The 17,034-nt window shown below is 41.5% G+C and carries 16 protein-coding genes and 1 pseudogene; 9 read left to right on the top strand and 8 right to left on the bottom strand.

The window, feature by feature from the left end; translation table 11 throughout:
- Positions 1-48 precede the first annotated feature (48 nt).
- Positions 49-858, top strand: coding sequence for a bifunctional DNA-formamidopyrimidine glycosylase/DNA-(apurinic or apyrimidinic site) lyase (gene mutM / locus AAC147_RS15850; RefSeq protein WP_047682768.1), 810 nt, complete (start codon positions 49-51; stop codon positions 856-858).
- 36 nt (positions 859-894) lie between these two features.
- Here the strand turns inward: mutM and coaD are convergent, their stop codons facing one another.
- Genes coaD through waaA form a run of 3 tightly spaced genes read right to left on the bottom strand, consistent with a single transcriptional unit; the run spans position 895 to position 3,427 of the window.
- Entirely contained in the window at positions 895-1,377 is a 483-nt protein-coding gene (coaD, locus tag AAC147_RS15845; RefSeq protein ID WP_047682766.1) for a pantetheine-phosphate adenylyltransferase, read from the bottom strand.
- The gene (locus AAC147_RS15840) at positions 1,374-2,150 is read right to left on the bottom strand and encodes a glycosyltransferase family 2 protein (protein WP_047682763.1); all 777 of its coding nucleotides are present in this window, start codon (positions 2,148-2,150) and stop codon (positions 1,374-1,376) included. Before AAC147_RS15840 ends, coaD begins: the two co-directional genes overlap by 4 nt.
- Positions 2,150-3,427, bottom strand: a complete 1,278-nt coding sequence (gene waaA / locus AAC147_RS15835) for a lipid IV(A) 3-deoxy-D-manno-octulosonic acid transferase (RefSeq protein WP_047682760.1) — start codon at positions 3,425-3,427, stop codon at positions 2,150-2,152. The genes AAC147_RS15840 and waaA overlap by 1 nt, the downstream gene beginning before the upstream one ends.
- A 187-nt stretch (positions 3,428-3,614) precedes the next feature.
- On the opposite strand from waaA, the pseudogene AAC147_RS15830 reads away from it, so the two are divergent.
- From AAC147_RS15830 to AAC147_RS15805, 6 genes and pseudogenes are all read left to right on the top strand, one after another.
- Positions 3,615-3,758 (top strand): annotated as a pseudogene (locus AAC147_RS15830) (putative lipopolysaccharide heptosyltransferase III); the annotation flags it as partial.
- The gene (locus AAC147_RS15825) at positions 3,755-4,885 is read left to right on the top strand and encodes a glycosyltransferase family 4 protein (protein WP_047682758.1); all 1,131 of its coding nucleotides are present in this window, start codon (positions 3,755-3,757) and stop codon (positions 4,883-4,885) included. The pseudogene AAC147_RS15830 and the gene AAC147_RS15825, both read left to right, overlap by 4 nt.
- Entirely contained in the window at positions 4,882-5,985 is a 1,104-nt protein-coding gene (locus tag AAC147_RS15820) for a glycosyltransferase (RefSeq protein ID WP_047682755.1), read from the top strand. The genes AAC147_RS15825 and AAC147_RS15820 overlap by 4 nt, the downstream gene beginning before the upstream one ends.
- Positions 5,986-6,016: 31 nt before the next feature.
- Positions 6,017-7,117: a glycosyltransferase family 9 protein gene (locus tag AAC147_RS15815; protein WP_047682751.1), complete on the top strand. Its 1,101-nt coding sequence runs from the start codon at positions 6,017-6,019 to the stop codon at positions 7,115-7,117.
- 36 nt (positions 7,118-7,153) lie between these two features.
- Positions 7,154-8,119 carry a polysaccharide deacetylase family protein gene (locus AAC147_RS15810; RefSeq protein WP_047682748.1) on the top strand — a complete coding sequence of 322 codons (966 nt, stop codon included), beginning with the start codon at positions 7,154-7,156 and terminating at the stop codon, positions 8,117-8,119.
- 97 nt (positions 8,120-8,216) lie between these two features.
- Positions 8,217-9,107 (top strand): GNAT family N-acetyltransferase, encoded by an 891-nt coding sequence (locus AAC147_RS15805; RefSeq protein ID WP_047682745.1) that lies wholly within the window; start codon positions 8,217-8,219, stop codon positions 9,105-9,107.
- On the opposite strand, the gene rfaC is transcribed toward AAC147_RS15805, so the two are convergent.
- The 3 genes from rfaC to rfaD are packed head-to-tail and all read right to left on the bottom strand — an operon-like array spanning position 9,087 to position 12,064.
- A complete protein-coding gene (gene rfaC, locus AAC147_RS15800; RefSeq protein ID WP_047682742.1) occupies positions 9,087-10,064 on the bottom strand; it encodes a lipopolysaccharide heptosyltransferase RfaC in 978 nt (325 codons plus the stop codon). The genes AAC147_RS15805 and rfaC overlap by 21 nt on opposite strands.
- Complete coding sequence (rfaF, locus tag AAC147_RS15795) at positions 10,064-11,116, bottom strand: ADP-heptose--LPS heptosyltransferase RfaF (RefSeq protein ID WP_047682740.1); 1,053 nt, start codon at positions 11,114-11,116, stop codon at positions 10,064-10,066. The genes rfaC and rfaF overlap by 1 nt, the downstream gene beginning before the upstream one ends.
- 9 nt (positions 11,117-11,125) lie before the next feature.
- Positions 11,126-12,064 carry an ADP-glyceromanno-heptose 6-epimerase gene (gene rfaD, locus AAC147_RS15790; RefSeq protein WP_047682738.1) on the bottom strand — a complete coding sequence of 313 codons (939 nt, stop codon included), beginning with the start codon at positions 12,062-12,064 and terminating at the stop codon, positions 11,126-11,128.
- 237 nt (positions 12,065-12,301) lie between these two features.
- Between rfaD and kbl the strand changes: the two genes are divergently transcribed.
- Both kbl and tdh read left to right on the top strand, forming a co-directional pair.
- Positions 12,302-13,498: a glycine C-acetyltransferase gene (gene kbl, locus AAC147_RS15785; protein ID WP_047682736.1), complete on the top strand. Its 1,197-nt coding sequence runs from the start codon at positions 12,302-12,304 to the stop codon at positions 13,496-13,498.
- Positions 13,499-13,507: 9 nt separating this feature from the next.
- Positions 13,508-14,533, top strand: a complete 1,026-nt coding sequence (gene tdh, locus AAC147_RS15780; protein WP_047682733.1) for an L-threonine 3-dehydrogenase — start codon at positions 13,508-13,510, stop codon at positions 14,531-14,533.
- Positions 14,534-14,597: 64 nt separating this feature from the next.
- Here tdh and AAC147_RS15775 read toward each other — a convergent pair whose 3' ends face one another.
- Both AAC147_RS15775 and envC read right to left on the bottom strand, forming a co-directional pair.
- Entirely contained in the window at positions 14,598-15,596 is a 999-nt protein-coding gene (locus tag AAC147_RS15775) for a divergent polysaccharide deacetylase family protein (protein WP_072032525.1), read from the bottom strand.
- 81 nt (positions 15,597-15,677) lie between these two features.
- Complete coding sequence (gene envC / locus AAC147_RS15770) at positions 15,678-16,979, bottom strand: murein hydrolase activator EnvC (RefSeq protein WP_047682731.1); 1,302 nt, start codon at positions 16,977-16,979, stop codon at positions 15,678-15,680.
- Between the last annotated feature and the right edge of the window lie 55 nt (positions 16,980-17,034).

Below are 17,034 nucleotides of genomic sequence, written 5' to 3'. Positions count from 1 at the left end.
TAATCTGCTGAAATAGGGTGCTGTAGATCGTTTATTCAAGGAGTCAGTATGCCGGAATTACCAGAGGTTGAAACCAGTCGCAGAGGAATTGAGCCACATTTAGCTGGTAATGTGATTCAATATGTTGAGGTAAGGAATTCGCGTTTGCGCTGGCCTGTTTCTGAACAGATCATGACATTATCAGATCAACCAGTGCTCAGTGTGCAGCGTCGGGCAAAGTATTTGTTGCTCGAATTGGCTGATGGATGGATTATTGTCCATCTTGGAATGTCCGGTAGCTTACGTGTCTTATTGCATGAATCTCCTCCTGCAAAACATGATCATATCGACCTGGTGATGACAGACGGTAAAATTCTCCGCTACACGGATCCACGGCGTTTCGGAGCCTGGCTATGGAGCGATGATCTTGAGAAATGTTCTGTACTGGCTCATTTGGGCCCTGAGCCCTTGTCTGATGTATTTGATGGCTCATACCTTTACACGCTTTCGCGTAATAAGAAAACGGCTATTAAGCCTTGGTTGATGGATAACAAAGTGGTTGTTGGTGTTGGCAATATTTATGCCAATGAAGCTTTGTATGTGGCCCATATCTTGCCTGAGCGCCCTGCTCATTCCCTGACACAGGAAGAGGCTTATCTATTAGCAGATACGATAAAGCAGATCTTACGTCGTTCTATTGAACAAGGGGGGACTACGCTGAAAGATTTTCTGCAATCTGATGGAAAACCGGGGTATTTCGCGCAGGAATTATTTGTTTATGGCAAGAAAGGTGAGCTTTGTCCAATGTGCGGAGAAAAAATAGAGAGTATAAAATTAGGGCAGCGCAGTGCGTTTTTTTGTCGGCAGTGCCAGCATTAATTGTATCTTTGGGGGCTGAATTGCCCCCGACGAGTATTATTTACCTAATTTTCTTAACATTGCCAGAGCAACAGGCTCCGGCAGGAATGATGAAACATCACCATCATGACGAGCAACGTCTTTGATTAAGGATGATGAGACAAAAGACAGACTTTGAGAGGGCAACAGGAAGACACTTTCCAACTCAGACATAAAATGTCGATTCATATTGGCGAGTTGCCATTCATATTCAAAATCAGAAACTGAACGTACCCCACGAATTAAGATCGTCGCCTGTTGTTTTTTAGCAAAATTAGCCATTAATTCGCTGAATCCTGCAACCTCAACATTATCCAAATGAGCAGTGACTTCTTTTGCTAATGTGACACGTTCTTCAAGGTTGAACATAGGGTTTTTTCTATCGCTATTGGCGATGGCAAGTAAAACATGATCAAACATATTTGCAGCACGGGTCACTATATCGAGATGACCATAGGTAATAGGATCAAAAGTACCGGGGTAAATTGCTTTTTTTTTCATTGTCTTTGACTCTCTGTTTGGGTCAACTCCCAGAGTGCTGCATATTTATTGAATGTGTACTGAGCATTGACAATTGCTAACATTAATCCTTGTTTACCATCAAGGAAACCCGCTCTTAACAGCCACGTTTTGAAAAATGCGCCCAGTGTATGGCTGATAATGGAAGAATAACGGGTTGTTTTACCCTGCTCGTAGCGATGTTTAGCCCAATCTTTCGCGTAATTTAATTGCTTCTGCTGGAATTCCATCAGATTTCGGCAAGTTAAATGACGTAAATCACCTTTCAATGTCACGATACGGGCGCCTTGGGTATCCAGTGATTCATGCACCTGATTATCGTTATATTGATAACGTTCACGACAATAGAGACGAATGACTTTATCAGGATACCAGCCGCTGTGCTTCATAAACCGGTGCAGGAATAAATTAAGGCGCGCGCAGGCATAGACTTTATTGTTGTCGGGATTTTCCAGAACTTGTTCAATTGAAACCTTTAACTCAGGAGTGACTCGCTCATCTGTATCAATCATGAAAATGTAATCACCACTGGCATAGGACTGTGCGAGTTGCCGCTGAGGGCCAAAACCAGGCCATTGAGTATTCGTGTAAACTTTGGCTCCCATTTCTTTGGCTATTTGACAGGTTGCATCAGTACTACCAGAATCCAGAACGATAATTTCATCTGCCCAGTCTACAGATAGCAGGCAATCACCAATCACGTCGGCGGCATTTTTGGCAATCATGACGACGGATAGACGTTTTCTCATGCTCATCAATGGCTCCGTGGTGGGAGATAAGGTTCCAGTAGTTTTAACAATCGTTGCAGTGCGCCCTGATTCTCGTGTAAGACCTCCGCGGCATGACGACCGTAATAAAGGCGATAATCTTCATCCGTCAGCAGGCTATTGACAGCGGTACTCAAAGATTGGCTATCTGTCACAGTAATAAGCCCATCAGCTTTATCCAGTTTGGCACAGATATCCTTAAAATTGAATGTGTGTGGCCCCATAATGACAGGGATCGCATGAGCCGCAGCTTCCAGTGGATTATGACCGCCACGTTCGATTAAGCTGCCTCCGACAAAGGCTAGATCTGCAATACCGTACAGTAGCATCAGTTCACCCATAGTATCACCAATAACAACCTGGACATTAGCATCGGGTATAGTAGCAGAACTCCTTAATACCGAGCTTAACCCTGCTTTTTGAGTTAATTCTTCCGCTTTAGCAAAACGTTCAGGATGGCGGGGAACCAAAATCAGCAATAAATTGGGATGTCGTTTCAATAAATTTCGATGCGCATCCAGTATGATAGTTTCTTCACCATCATGGGTACTGGTTGCAATCCATACAGGCCGATGTGCAGCCCATTGACGACGCAGAGTCACCGCCTTAGCGGCCAATTCAGGTGTAACAGAAATATCGAATTTGAGACTGCCTGTGACAGCCAGTTGGGTACGTTTTAGCCCTAATTCAATAAAACGTTCGCCATCTTCCTGATTTTGTGCAGCGATCAACGTGATTTTGTTTAAAATGGCTTTAATAAAACTGTTAATTTTCTGATACCCGGCGGCAGAACGGGCTGAAAGCCTTGCATTGGCAATAACCAGCGGTATACCACGTTGGTGTAATTGGGCTATTAAATTAGGCCATAGCTCAGTTTCCATAATAATCATCAACTTGGGATTAACGTTATCAAGGAAACGACTCATAGAGCCAGGCAAATCATACGGCAAGTAAACGTGGTTAACATCATCTCCTAGTGCGGAAAGTACCCTTTCGGAGCCAGTTGGCGTCATGGTTGTTACAGTAATTGGCAGAAAAGGATAGTGATGCCGTAAAATCCTGACGAGAGGAATAGCAGCTAATGTCTCTCCAACTGAAACTGAATGGAGTAATATCCCTCCTGGGGTAACTTTTTGGGCACAAAAACCATAGCGTTCACTCCAGCGTTTACGGTACGCCGGAGATTTACGGCTGCGCAGTAATAAGCGCAACCAGATGATAGGTTGGATAAGGTAGAGAAGTACCTGGTATAAGCGAAGCAACATTCTATCAAATTCACTAAAATAGATTGCGGCTATAGTATCACATTGGCTTGAAGAAAGTGTGCAAAATGCGGATAGGTTGTTCGTATTCCCTTAAAAAAAGTATGCCTACTTTTATGATAAGTATTGGAAATAGAAGGCACGATCTGGTCATTAGTTTAGCCTATAAAATGACTTTTAGCATCCATGACAAGGCAATGGGGAAGTGATCTGGGCAGGAAATTACGGTAAATTACCGGACCCTGATAAAATTGATACTAAAACAAATAATCGCTATTTAAGTTTGATCCCGACAGATGTTGTGATTGAAACTGCTCGGAGATATTCATCATGAAACCTGTTCGTCTTGCCATTGTTCGGCAAAAATATCGCCCTGATGGTGGTGCTGAACGTTTCATTTCCAGAGCTTTAGAAGCATTGGGTAATGAAAATCTACAATTAAATGTTATTACCCGCTCTTGGCAGGGAAGCATAAATCCAAACTGGCATGTACACTTGGCCAATCCGTTGAAATGGGGACGCATTAGCCGTGAGAAGGGGTTTGCTGATGCATCCAGGGCGCTTTGGCAAAAGGAACAATTCGATATCGTCCAAAGTCATGAACGAATTGCGGGATGTGATATTTATCGGGCTGGTGATGGCGTACATCAGCGGTGGTTGCAGCAAAGGTCAAGAATCCTGCCAGCTTGGAAAAGTAAACTGCTTTTTGTCAGCCGTTACCACCGTTATGTCATGGATGCGGAGAAGAGAATGTATTTGTCTCCAGAGTTGAAGAAAGTTATCTGTAACTCTGAGATGGTCAAACAGGAAGTTATGGACGATTTTGATTTGCCAGAAGAGAAAATTTCTGTGATTTATAATGCTATTGACCAGTCACAGTTTTTTCCTGCCGGAGAAGAGGAACGGGTTGTCTTGCGACAGCAATATGCCATCCCAGTACAGGCTAAATGTCTCGTATATGTTGGATCGGGTTTTGAAAGAAAAGGGCTGAAAGCCGCAATTGAAGCAGTTAGTAAGACGGAAGCGTATTTATTAGTGATCGGGCAGGACAAGGAAGAAAATAAATATAAACAACTCGCTCATTCTCTTGGTTGTTATACTCGCATTCGGTTTCTAGGCGTACAAAAAAAGACATTGCCATTTTATCAAATGGCTGATGGGTTATTGCTACCGACATTATATGATCCTTTCCCGAATGTCATTCTGGAAGCAATGGCATGTGGCTTACCGATTATAACCAGTAAAACCTGTGGCGGGGCTGAGTTCATTGACTCAGGAGTAAATGGCTTTGTATGTGATGCCTTGGATATAAAAGGATTATCTGAGAGGATTTCCTTAATACCTTCAGATCATTTGACCAGTCAAATCGCTATGTCAGCAAAAGAAAAGATAATGGGTTATACCCCGGCTTATTTATCTCAGCAGCTTACTGGGCTGTATAGCAAGGTGCTTTCTTTATGAAAGGGCACATTCTGTTTATCATTGATGGATTGCCAGGTGGTGGTGCTGAAAATGTTGTAATACGTCTGTGCCGTGGATTGCAACAGAAAGGCTTTGATATCACATTATTATCATTGTCTGATAAATGCGAATATTCAATTCCTGAACATATTGACTTGGTTATTGATGCTGATAAATATTCAGGCCCTTTTAGAAGACAGACTGAAATTTTTCGTAGAGCAAAATCAATGGATAAGGTTTTGGAAAAAATCTTGCGGCAAAAAGGAATTCCTGCGCTGGTAATATCCAATTTACACAAAACCGATCGTATAGTTGCAAAATCTAAAGTATTAGAAAATTTGAATGTATGGTTTTGTATTCATGGTGTATTTTCTAAATCTTACCTCGAAAATAAAACAGGTCTGGCACGTTGGCTTAAGAAGCATAAAATTCAGCGTATTTATCAGGATCGTAATTTGATTTGTGTTTCTGATGCAGTTGGCTTGGATTTACAGGAAAATCTATCTGTTGCTGCCAGAAGAATGGACACTATTTACAACCCATTCAACATAACTGAAATTAAATTGAATTCCTTAGAAAACAACCCATATTCAGGTCAAGATTATATTCTCCATCTTGGACGATTTCACGAGGTGAAACGCCATGATCGTTTGTTAGAAGCATTTGCCATAGCTGCTATTCCTTGCAACTTATTAATTGCCGGTCATGGCGATGAAAAAATGACTGATAAAATTAAACAGAAAATTGTGGAACTTGGTTTACAATCCAGAGTTAAACTAATCGGGTTTTTAACAAATCCTTTACCCGTGATACGTGAAGCTAAAGCTGTTGTTCTGAGTTCAGATAGTGAAGGCTTAGGTAATGTATTAATTGAGGCTTTGATCTGCCAGACTCCAGTTGTCAGCACAAATTGCCCTGGTGGAATCAGTGAAATTATGGTCGGGGAATTAGAACAATATAAATCAGAACTGACTTCAGAATCATTGGCAGAAAAAATGCGTTTGGTTTATCAGAATCCTCCTTTAATTACGGAAAATATGTATCAGAAATTTGACTTGGATGTTGTCGTTGGTGAGTATTTATCCCTGATAAAGCAGTAAAATTTTTGATGTTATTCTTTGAGATGTCCTAATGGCTGAAAAAAAATTTAAAAAATTACGTGAAATAAATAGAAGGAAAAATTATTTTTTCAAAAAAATAAGGTTTAATATAAGTAAAATATTTATTGATAAATGGAAAAAAAGAGAATTTTCTCTTATAGGTGTCAAAAAGGTGCTTTTTTTACGAGATGATAATAAAATTGGTGACATGATTGTATCCACACCGGTTTTAAAAGCATTATCTCAGCAAGGTTATGAATTACATGTATTATCAGGTCGAACTAATTATTGTGTGATAGAAAACAATCCACATATAGGTAAGGTCTACTTCTATCCTGATAAAAATACAGATATACTTAAGTTAGGCTTGAAATTGAAACAGGAAAAGTATGATCTTATTATTGACATGGGTGATCAAATTCCTGTTATCTATCTTTTGTTTATAAGATTCATTAATTCTAATCATGTAATTGGGTTTAATAAAGATAAAATAAATATTTATAACAAAAATATAACTTATTTAGGTTATGATTTACATATTACAGAAAGATATAAATCTTTGATGAATCATATGGATATTTATAATTATAATATGCAGTATGACATATATGTTCCTGATGGTATCAAGGATAAAGTGCGTGATTTTTACTCTCATTTGCCAGGGGAGGTAACTGTTGTTATTAATCCCTTTGCTGCTGATGAAAAGAGAGATCTTTCTAAAGAACAATTGATTGGAATAACATCTCATATTGGTTATTCATATCAGTCAGTCAATATTATATTGATTGGTAGTCCTGAAAAAATAAGTATGATTTCATATTTAGATAACTGTATTTTCAACCCATTTTGCAGTTTTCTCAGTGCTGTAGAAATAATAAAACATGCTGATTTGATTATTTCACCGGATACCTCAATTGTACATGCTGCTGCTGCATATGAAAAAAATACAATCGCATTATATGGTAATGATAAGCATGGAAATTATATCAATAATGATGTATGGGGGCCGGGAAATAAAAATGCTATCCAATTAGTTCAGAAAAATATTAATAGCAAAATCAGTGAAATACCTCTAGAGGTTATCTTAGAAAAGATAGATATCTTTTTGTCCTCGTATACTTTCACTGAGTAATAATATTTCATATTTCTGTAATAAGGTATCTTTCTTATGACCAAACCAGCATTCATCATCACAATTGATACTGAAGGTGATAATCTTTGGCAAAATAGCGATAGAATTTCTACCGAAAATACTCAATATCTGCCCAGGTTTCAAAACCTTTGTGAGCGTTTTGGATTCAAACCCGTCTGGCTAACAAACTATGAAATGGCGATGGATGATAGCTATATCGAATTTGCTAAGGATGTCATTGCCAGAAACACCGGTGAAATCGGTATGCATTTGCATGCCTGGAACAATCCCCCTATGGTTCCTCTGACTGATGATGATATGCGCTATAAGCCTTATTTGATTGAATACCCTAAAAATCAGATAAAGGCAAAAATTGATTTAATGACAAATCTTCTTGAAGAAAAACTTCAGACTAAGATGCTGAGCCATCGTGCTGGCCGTTGGGCATTTAACGAATATTATGCGCAATTATTGGCCGAGTATGGTTATCAGGTAGATTGTTCTGTTACTCCGAAGGTTAACTGGCGTTTTACCAAGGGAGATCCGAATGGAAATGGTGGAACAGATTATAGTCGTTTTCCATCTCATGCTTATTTTATGGATTTGCAGGATATTGCTAAAGAAGGCAACTCTTCTTTATTACAAGTGCCAATGAGTATTCAGTATAAGCACTCTCCGATCATGAATTTTATTAAACAAAAATATGATCATTTGCGAGGGAAGCAACGTTCTCCATCGGTTAATTGGTTACGCCCAAAAGGTGGGAATTTGCAACAGATGAAAGCTGTCATCCGGCAAACTTTGGCATCTGGTAATGATTATGTTGAATTTATGCTGCATTCATCCGAATTTATGCCGGGAGGAAGCCCGACTTTTCAGACGGAAGAAAAAATTGAGTTGCTTTATCAAGACTTAGAAGAATTGTTTGGATTCTTGAAACCACAGGTTCATGGTATGACATTGTCGGAATTTTATGACTATAAAAATAATGCACTTTTATAATTAACAGTCCAAACTATTATTGGAAATAAAAAATATTTTTTTATAAAGTCGTATAAAAATTAGCTTAATATTAAAAAGCCATTTTATGGAATAGGATATGGAAAAAGTAAAATCATTTTTCTGGGGATGGAAAAAATGTAATTTCGAACAATATAAAGAAATTCACGCTCTTTTTGGCGGTTGTGTACTAACACATCCCAACATCGTCTCTTTTTTAAATAAGCATATTGAAGGTAACCCGCTCTCCTTCTATTTTAAAGAAAAAGGAACTGCCGTTAAGGGAGCTTGCTTCTTTGTTAAAAACCAAAAATTAGTAGAAAAAATCCAGGGCACCTATCCACTCCCTTATGATGAAGTGATTTTTCCTATCGCAACAGATGCAAAGTTATTTTTACCTATAAAATCAAAGAGATTATCTCCTATTCATAAAAATAATTTTATCAATGCCAGTTATAAGGCTCCTTTTAGTAAGCGTCAAATCTGCCTGATTAAAGAAAATTTCTCCTACAAAACCCGCCGTAACCGCAAGAATGAGATAAACAAATTCACTCGCGCAGGCGGAGAAATTCGTCTTTCAAGTGAATTCAGCGCTGAAGAATTGGTTGATATTTACATCAATTTATACCAAAAGCGTTGGAGTTATCGTCATTCGCCAAAAGAACGTCAGTGTTTGCTTGAAATATACACAGAGCTTCGAGAGCACATATTTGGTTACGTATTACTTATTAATGGTTCACCTTGTGCGTATGATTTTGTATTACGTGCCGATAGTCCTAAATGGATTTCATTTGATGCTATTAATGGAGGATATGATCCTGAGTATGCACATCTCAGTGTTGGTAGCATTTTGATGTGGGTTAATATCCAGGCAGCAAAAGCATTATGTCAGGCAGCAGATAAGACTATGCGTTATTCGTTGGGTAATCCTACTCTTGAATATAAAAGCCGCTGGTGTGAGATCTTCCCACTAGGCAAGGTTCTTATTTAATATATTTTGCAAGAACAGCATGACTTCTGCCGGGGTAATACTTTGCATCGAATTATCCACTGATTTCAAGGTATGCTGTTCTTTCCCGTACCCGCCAATCAAGCCAGGATCTGTCGGGCCAAACAGAGTAATATTTGGACGATCCAGGGCGGCAGTGAGATGGCTTAATCCTGTATCAACAGATACCACCGCTTTTGTGCCAGCAAGAGCCTGTGCGACTTCTGCTAATGTTAATTTTGGTAACACATCAACATGAGAAAAACCATCTGCCAGCCGTAATGCTCTCTGGTATTCATGTCCTGCTCCCCAGGGGAGCTTGATGCGCATACCCGTTGGTTGAATCTCTGCGATCAGTTGCCGCCAATGGTTTTCTGGCCAATGTTTCTCATCACGTGTGGTGGCATGCAGGAATACCAGATAATCATTTCCATTTTCTGATTGTTGGTTCAGAAAGTGGCGAGAGATAGAATAATCACCTGATTCTATAGGTTTTTGATAACTGAGACTCTCGGCAAACAATGCGCGAATTCGTTCTACAGCATGTTGCTGTTTGCTCACAGAATGGCGTTGATCGTAGAAAAAACTGGCCAGTGGCTCACGAATGCTTTTTTTGTCATAGCCATGTTTTGGACCATGGGCTAGGCGTGTCACTAAAAAAGCACTTTTTAACAGCCCTTGAGCATCAATAATTGCATCATATTTTCGTTGCTGTAATTGTTCCCTGAAACGTGCGCGTTCTTCACGGATATCTTTCCTGAACCAATTTTTTCTCCAGCGACGAATGGCAACAGGGATAACATTTTCAACTGCACTGTGCCATGTGGGTATTTGGGCGAATCCCTCTTCAACGACCCAATCAAATTGAATACCCGGTATGTACTGCATGGCATCTGTCAGTGCGGGCAGGGTATGTAACACATCGCCCATTGAAGACGTTTTTACCAGTAAAACACGCATTAACCCTGATTCTCCGCCTGTAAAAGCTTTTCCAATGAAGCTAAAACTTGCTCTGGTTGAATATCAATAAGACTCTGATGATAACCACCCGCACTGTCACCTTTCCTGATTTTATGAAAACCCGTAATCAGACGGATCACTTCGGCTTTGTCCGATAGTGGAGGAGTGAAGTCAGGGCTACTTGGCCCATATAATGCCACCAGAGGGCGGTTCAGAGCTGCTGCGATATGCATCAAACCTGAGTCATTTGTAACAATGGCATCACACGCTGCGATAATATTGACTGCCTGTTCAAGGGAAGTTTGTCCTGCGAGATTAAGACAGTTTTCCCGTGCATCTTCACTTAGAAGCGCCCGGATATCTTCACCAGCTTCATTATCCTTAGCTGAACCAAATAACAATATTTGATAACCCTTTTGAGTAATTAACTGTTCAGCCAATGCGGCGTAATGATAATGTGGCCAACGTTTAGCCGGGCCAAACTCCGCACCGGGGCAAAAACCGATAATCGGGCGATGATCGGCGATGTTAAAGGCTGTTGTTGATTCAGCAATGTCTTCGTCACTGACAGCTAACTGAGGCCATAGCAGGGGTTGGGAAAGATCTTCAGCACTGTGTACAGTTTTCCTGTCATAGGCGAGAGCAACATAGCGCTGAACCATGAGTGGAAAGGCACTTTTATTCAGGACACGGATATCATTCAGGAAACCATAGCGCATTTCACCCCGCCAGCCTGTACGCAGAGGGATATTGGCAAAGAAAGGCACCAAAGCAGATTTGAAGGAGTTGGGGAGTACGTAAGCGTGATCATATTCACTTTCACGCAGTGTCAGTCCTAAACGACGACGTTCACCAAGCGCAAGCGCTCCGTGTCCCAGCGGCATTGCCAGCGCCTGATTAACTTCCGGCATCTTTGCCAGTAACGGGCGGCACCACGCTGGTGCCATCACATCAATTTCTGCATTTGGGTACAAAACCTTCAAGGTGCGGTAGAGGCTTTGCGACATCATCATGTCACCCACCCACGATGGGCCGATCACCAATATCTTCATAGAAGTCGATTAATTATCCTGATTGAGCCATTGCATATATTCAGTAACGCCTTCAGCAACGGTTTTGAATGCGTTGTCATAACCTGCTGCGCGAAGTTTTGTCAGATCAGCCTGAGTAAAGCTCTGATAGCGACCTTTTAGCTTTTCTGGAAATTCAATGTATTCTACAGCAGGAGATTTTTCCTTATGGAATTCAATAACAGCGTCAGCAACCGCCTGGAAAGATTCAGCTCGGCCTGTACCACAGTTAAAAATGCCGGAAACACTATTTTTCCAGAACCACAGGTTTACTGCTGCAACGTCGCCAACATAAATAAAATCGCGTTGGAAATGTTCGCTGCCTGCAAATAATTTCGGGTTCTGGCCTTGGTGGATCTGGGTGTTTAAATGGTAGGCGACACTGGCCATACTGCCTTTATGTCCTTCACGTGGCCCGTATACATTGAAATAACGGAAGCCGCAAATTTGAGAATCGGCATGTGGCAAAATATCGCGAACATACTGATCAAAAAGAAATTTTGAGTAGCCGTAAACATTGAGAGGTTTCTCATACTGGCGTTCTTCAATGAAATTATCACTGCGCCCACCATAAGTTGCGGCAGAAGAGGCGTACAGGAATGGGATCTGACGATCGAGGCAGTAATGCAATACATCTTTAGAGTACTGATAGTTATTGTCCATCATATACTTGCCATCCCATTCGGTTGTGGATGAACAAGCACCTTCATGGAAAATGGCATCAATATCGCCCAAATCATCACCTGCAACGATACTGGCAATGAAATCTTCCTTATCCATATAATCGCTGATATCTAAATCAACCAGATTAACGAACTTTGTACCGTCTTTCAGATTATCAACAACCAGAATATCCTTATAACCTTCGTCATTCAGTGCCTTGACAATATTGCTGCCAATAAACCCTGCGCCGCCAGTGACAATAATCATTTGGCCCACCTCTAACTAGTCAGTTCACTTTATTTTAATGCGTATCATATCACTTAACCCTACTAACGACAGCAGGTGAAATAGGGGAATATCCTGAAATCCTGCTGCATCGCAGTCTCAAGGCCGTGATCAGCTTTACAAAGTTGATATTATCTTTCTGGCTGTGTCGTCACTGTCAGGATCTATAAGTAAAATACACCATACCTTTCACTTATCCAGGTAATCAGGAGAGAAATAATGTCAGCGTCGTTTTATCAGAAAATTAATGATCAGTTGGAACAAACCCGTGCGGAAGGGCTATTCAAAAGTGAACGTATTATTACTTCTGCGCAAAATGCCGATATTGCTGTTGCGGATGGCAACAACGTCATTAATTTCTGTGCCAATAACTATTTAGGATTGGCTAATCACCCTGACCTGATCGCTGCCGCAAAAGCAGGAATGGATAGTCATGGATTTGGTATGGCATCCGTGCGTTTTATTTGTGGTACGCAAGACACCCATAAAGAATTAGAAAATAAAATAGCTGAATTTTTGGGCATGGAAGATGCCATTCTGTACTCCTCATGTTTTGATGCTAATGGGGGGCTGTTTGAAACATTATTCGGCCCAGAAGACGCCATTATTTCAGATGCACTGAACCACGCTTCTATTATTGATGGTATTCGCCTATGTAAAGCGAAACGTTATCGCTATGCCAATAATGACATGCAGGAATTAAGGGCACAGTTGGAGAAAGCAAAAGCAGAAGGTGCTCAGAATATCCTGATCGCAACTGATGGTGTGTTCTCCATGGATGGTGTCATTGCGGATCTGAAATCTATCTGTGATTTAGCAGATGAATTTGGGGCGTTGGTCATGGTTGATGATTCTCATGCGGTGGGGTTTGTTGGCAAGCACGGTCGTGGTACTCATGAATATTGTGATGTCATGGGGCGTGTTGATATCATCACTGGCACGCTCGGTAAAGCGTTAGGTGGGGCGTCCGGTGGTTATACCGCCGCACGTAAAGAAGTTGTGGAATGGTTGCGTCAGCGTTCACGCCCTTACCTGTTTTCCAATTCCTTGGCTCCGGCTATTGTTGCGGCCTCCATCAAGGTATTGGATATGTTGAAAGATGGAGACGATCTGCGTGAACGTCTCTGGAAAAATGTCAACTTGTTCCGTGAAAAAATGACGGCTGCTGGTTTTACACTAGCGGGTGCAGATCACGCCATTATTCCGGTTATGTTGGGAGATGCGAAGCTGGCGCAGGAATTTGCCTCTGAGCTGCTGAAAGAAGGCATTTATGTGATTGGTTTCTTCTACCCTGTGGTTCCTAAAGGTCAGGCACGTATTCGTACCCAGATCTCTGCTGCTCATACCGAAGAACAAATTGAACGTGTTGTGGCTGCATTTACACGTATCGGTAAGCAGTTGAATATCATTACATAAGGTATCACTATGAAAGCGTTGTCAAAATTAAAGCCAGAAGAAGGTATTTGGATGACGGATGTGCCTACACCGGAACTGGGGCATAATGATGTGATGATTAAAATCCGTAAGACGGCAATTTGTGGAACGGATGTGCACATTTACAACTGGGATGATTGGTCTCAGAAGACTATTCCTGTGCCGATGGTCGTAGGGCATGAATACGTGGGAGAAGTGGTCGCAATTGGTCAGGAAGTCAAAGGATTCAAAATTGGCGATCGTGTATCTGGTGAAGGTCATATTACCTGTGGTTATTGCCGCAATTGTCGTGGTGGACGCACACATTTGTGCCGTAACACAACAGGAATTGGGGTAAACCGGGCTGGCTCATTTGCTGAGTATTTAGTTATTCCGGCATTCAATGCTTTTAAAATTCCAGACAATATTTCGGACGAACTGGCTGCGATTTTTGACCCATTTGGCAACGCTGTTCATACTGCACTTTCCTTTGATTTAGTTGGAGAAGATGTACTGGTATCGGGTGCCGGTCCTATCGGTATCATGGCTGCGGCTGTGTGTAAGCATGTCGGTGCACGTCATGTTGTGATCACCGATGTAAATGAATACCGTCTTGATTTAGCACGTAAAATTGGCGTTACTCGTGCTGTGAATGTCAGTAAGGAGAACCTGACGGATGTTATGTCAGAACTGGGCATGACTGAAGGCTTTGATATTGGTTTGGAGATGTCCGGTGCTCCTCCTGCATTCCGTACCTTATTAAGCACTATGAATCATGGCGGGCGTATCGCTTTATTGGGTATACCTCCTTCAGATATGGCGATCGATTGGAGTCAGGTCATTTTTAAGGGACTGTTTATCAAAGGCATTTACGGACGTGAAATGTTTGAAACATGGTACAAAATGGCGACACTTATTCAGTCTGGTTTGAATTTAACCCCAATTATTACTCACCAATTCCCGGTAGATGATTACCAGAAAGGCTTTGATATCATGCGCTCAGGGCAATCTGGTAAAGTTATCCTGAATTGGGATTAATTGAATCTCTGACAAAATTTTAAGCAAGCCGTTAAAACAGATTGCTAAAAATCAGGGCAGACGCTCACTCTTTATGGGCGTCTGTTTTGTTTTCCAGTGTTTTATCTTTTTGTGGTCTCAAATGGCCCGTGCTATGCAGTTTCTCTTGTTTTGATGTGGAGTTTTGTAATTTTTCAAAACCCTGATTTAAGACATCAACAATGACACTGGGAACCAATGTTTCCCCAACAAGCCTGAAATACTCCAATTTGGATTCTAATACCGTTACAGATTTGGTTTCAGGAGATTTGATGCATTTTTGTTTGGTGAGCGGGCTGATTTGTGAGTTGCTCTGTTTACTGGTTAGAGAATGATTGAGCAGCATACTGGGTGTTACCAGTTCAATGTCATCTGGCAGCGTTGCTAACCCTTGCTGTAATGCCCGAATAGTAGTTGAGTAAGGATGCCCAATGGCGATGGCAGAGCCTTGTTTGCGAGCCAGAGTAATAGCCCGGTTGAGTTGGTGCAGCGCTTCTGCTTCTGTTTGTACATCGTCCAAGAAGATATTCCGGCGGAGCACTTGTACAGGTGTTCCCATGGAGGCTTTAGCGACCTGAGTCTTACCGATAGTTACGCTGTCCAGAAAATAGAGATGATATTGAGATAATGCATTCATCACTTTTTTCATACCAGTGAGATTGGAGGTCATCGCGCTGCCCATATGGTTGTTCACACCAATCGCATGAGGAACTTTTTTTATGGCATCGTGAATAATGTCTTCAATTTCCTCACTGCTCATGGCAGGATGCAGAGTATTTTTTTCTAACGGTTGTTTACTCATTGGCGCCATTGGCAGATGTATCAAAACCTCTCTACCTTGCTTATGGGCTTTTTGCGCCATTTCTCTGCCATATGGAGAATCAGGAAGTACGGCAATGGAAATTGCAGCAGGCATCTGCAATATCTTATTTTCATTGTGAACACGGTAGCCAAAGTCATCAATGACAATAGCTAAGCGTGCGGCATGGGCATTCAGCGTAAATAACAAGAGAGTGATAAACGACAGAACCCAAAACTTTAGCATCCGAAAGCGCAATATCCCAAATAATAGAGTGAATGAGTGAACGCACTTTATTAATAGATATTGCACAATTATTTCCCTCTCTTATTTTCCTAACCACGGTAATGGATTGACGGTACGCCCCTGACGGCGGATCTCAAAGTATAATGAAGGTTGCTGTTGCCCGCCGCTGCTACCAACCAGAGCTATCGGCTGACCTGCCCGGACTTGCTGGCCAACACTAACCAACAGGCTTTGGTTATAACCATAAATACTCATATCTCCCTTACCGTGTTCAAGCACGACAACCAGACCATAGCCTTGTAACCAGTCTGCCAGTAATACCCGGCCATCTGAAATTGCTTTAACTTCTGTGCCTTCGGCTGCGGAGATTACCATGCCTTTCCAGCGTAACTCGCCTTGTATTGTTTCCCCGAAGTTGTGAATAACCCGCCCACGCACAGGCCAGATTGCTTGCCCGGCAGGGCGACCAAGCCCACCTGTTCGCGCCATAAGTGCGCGTTCATCTTCTGTAGGTTTATAGCTGGAGCCTTTTTGTTGAGCCTGTTTCTGCTTGGCTGCTATTTGCGCACGGACACGTGCAGCCTCACGCGCTTCACGCTCAGCGCGGGCTTTGGCTTCCCGTTCTGCTTTAGCAATTTTATTACGCAGACGAGTTTCGTTTTGCCGAAGCTCAGCCAGGCTTTGTTGATCTTTCTTCAATGAAGATTCAAGTACAGTCAGTGTTTTTTTCCGGGCAGAACGGGCAACTTCCATTTTTTGCTTTTGTTGCTTTTGGTTGCTGAGTAACGCTTGTTGCTCATTCAGTTTTTCTTGTTGCAGCTTTTTTTGTTGGTTAAGCTTGTCAGTTGTTTTTTGCAATTTAGTGATAGTTTCCTGACGAGCCTGATTCAGATAACTGTAATAAGCGAGTATGCGTTCTTTACGCTGTGTTTCCGGGCCATTAAACAATAATTCTAAACCTTGATGATTCCCTTGCCGGAATGCGGCATCTAATTGGCTGGCAAGTAGCTTACGCTGCTCTTTTTGCTGCATTTGCAGATGGTGAATACCTTTCGTCAATGACGAAATTTCATTTCCCAGTTTATTCAGGTGGACTTGTGTACTGTGGAGGGAACGCCCGACTTCTGAAATCGTCCCCTCTTGTTCCTTGAGTTGGTTGAGGAGCTCTGTACGTTGTTTTTGTTGTTGTTTGACACTTTTCTCTTTCTCGGCAATATTCTGTTGAATATCTTTAAGTTGGTTTTTATTTTCTGAAATTTGATTGGCAAAGGCTCCCGTGCAGAAAAAAGCAAACAATAAGGCACAGAACAGTAATGCACTGTTCCTTGGTTGCCACTGTTTCTGCTGGTGAGGACAGCTTTTGAAATCCTTATTATCAGCCATTTGATTCAATACCTTGCCACGCCCTACTATATTTATAGTGTTTGATTTATAGCGC

Source organism: Xenorhabdus sp. NBAII XenSa04 (assembly GCF_963866145.1).
In the GTDB taxonomy this organism is placed as follows: Bacteria; Pseudomonadota; Gammaproteobacteria; order Enterobacterales; family Enterobacteriaceae; genus Xenorhabdus; species Xenorhabdus indica.
The sequence above is the reverse complement of the archived record's forward strand: the minus strand, read 5'-3'. Positions and strand labels throughout refer to the sequence as shown.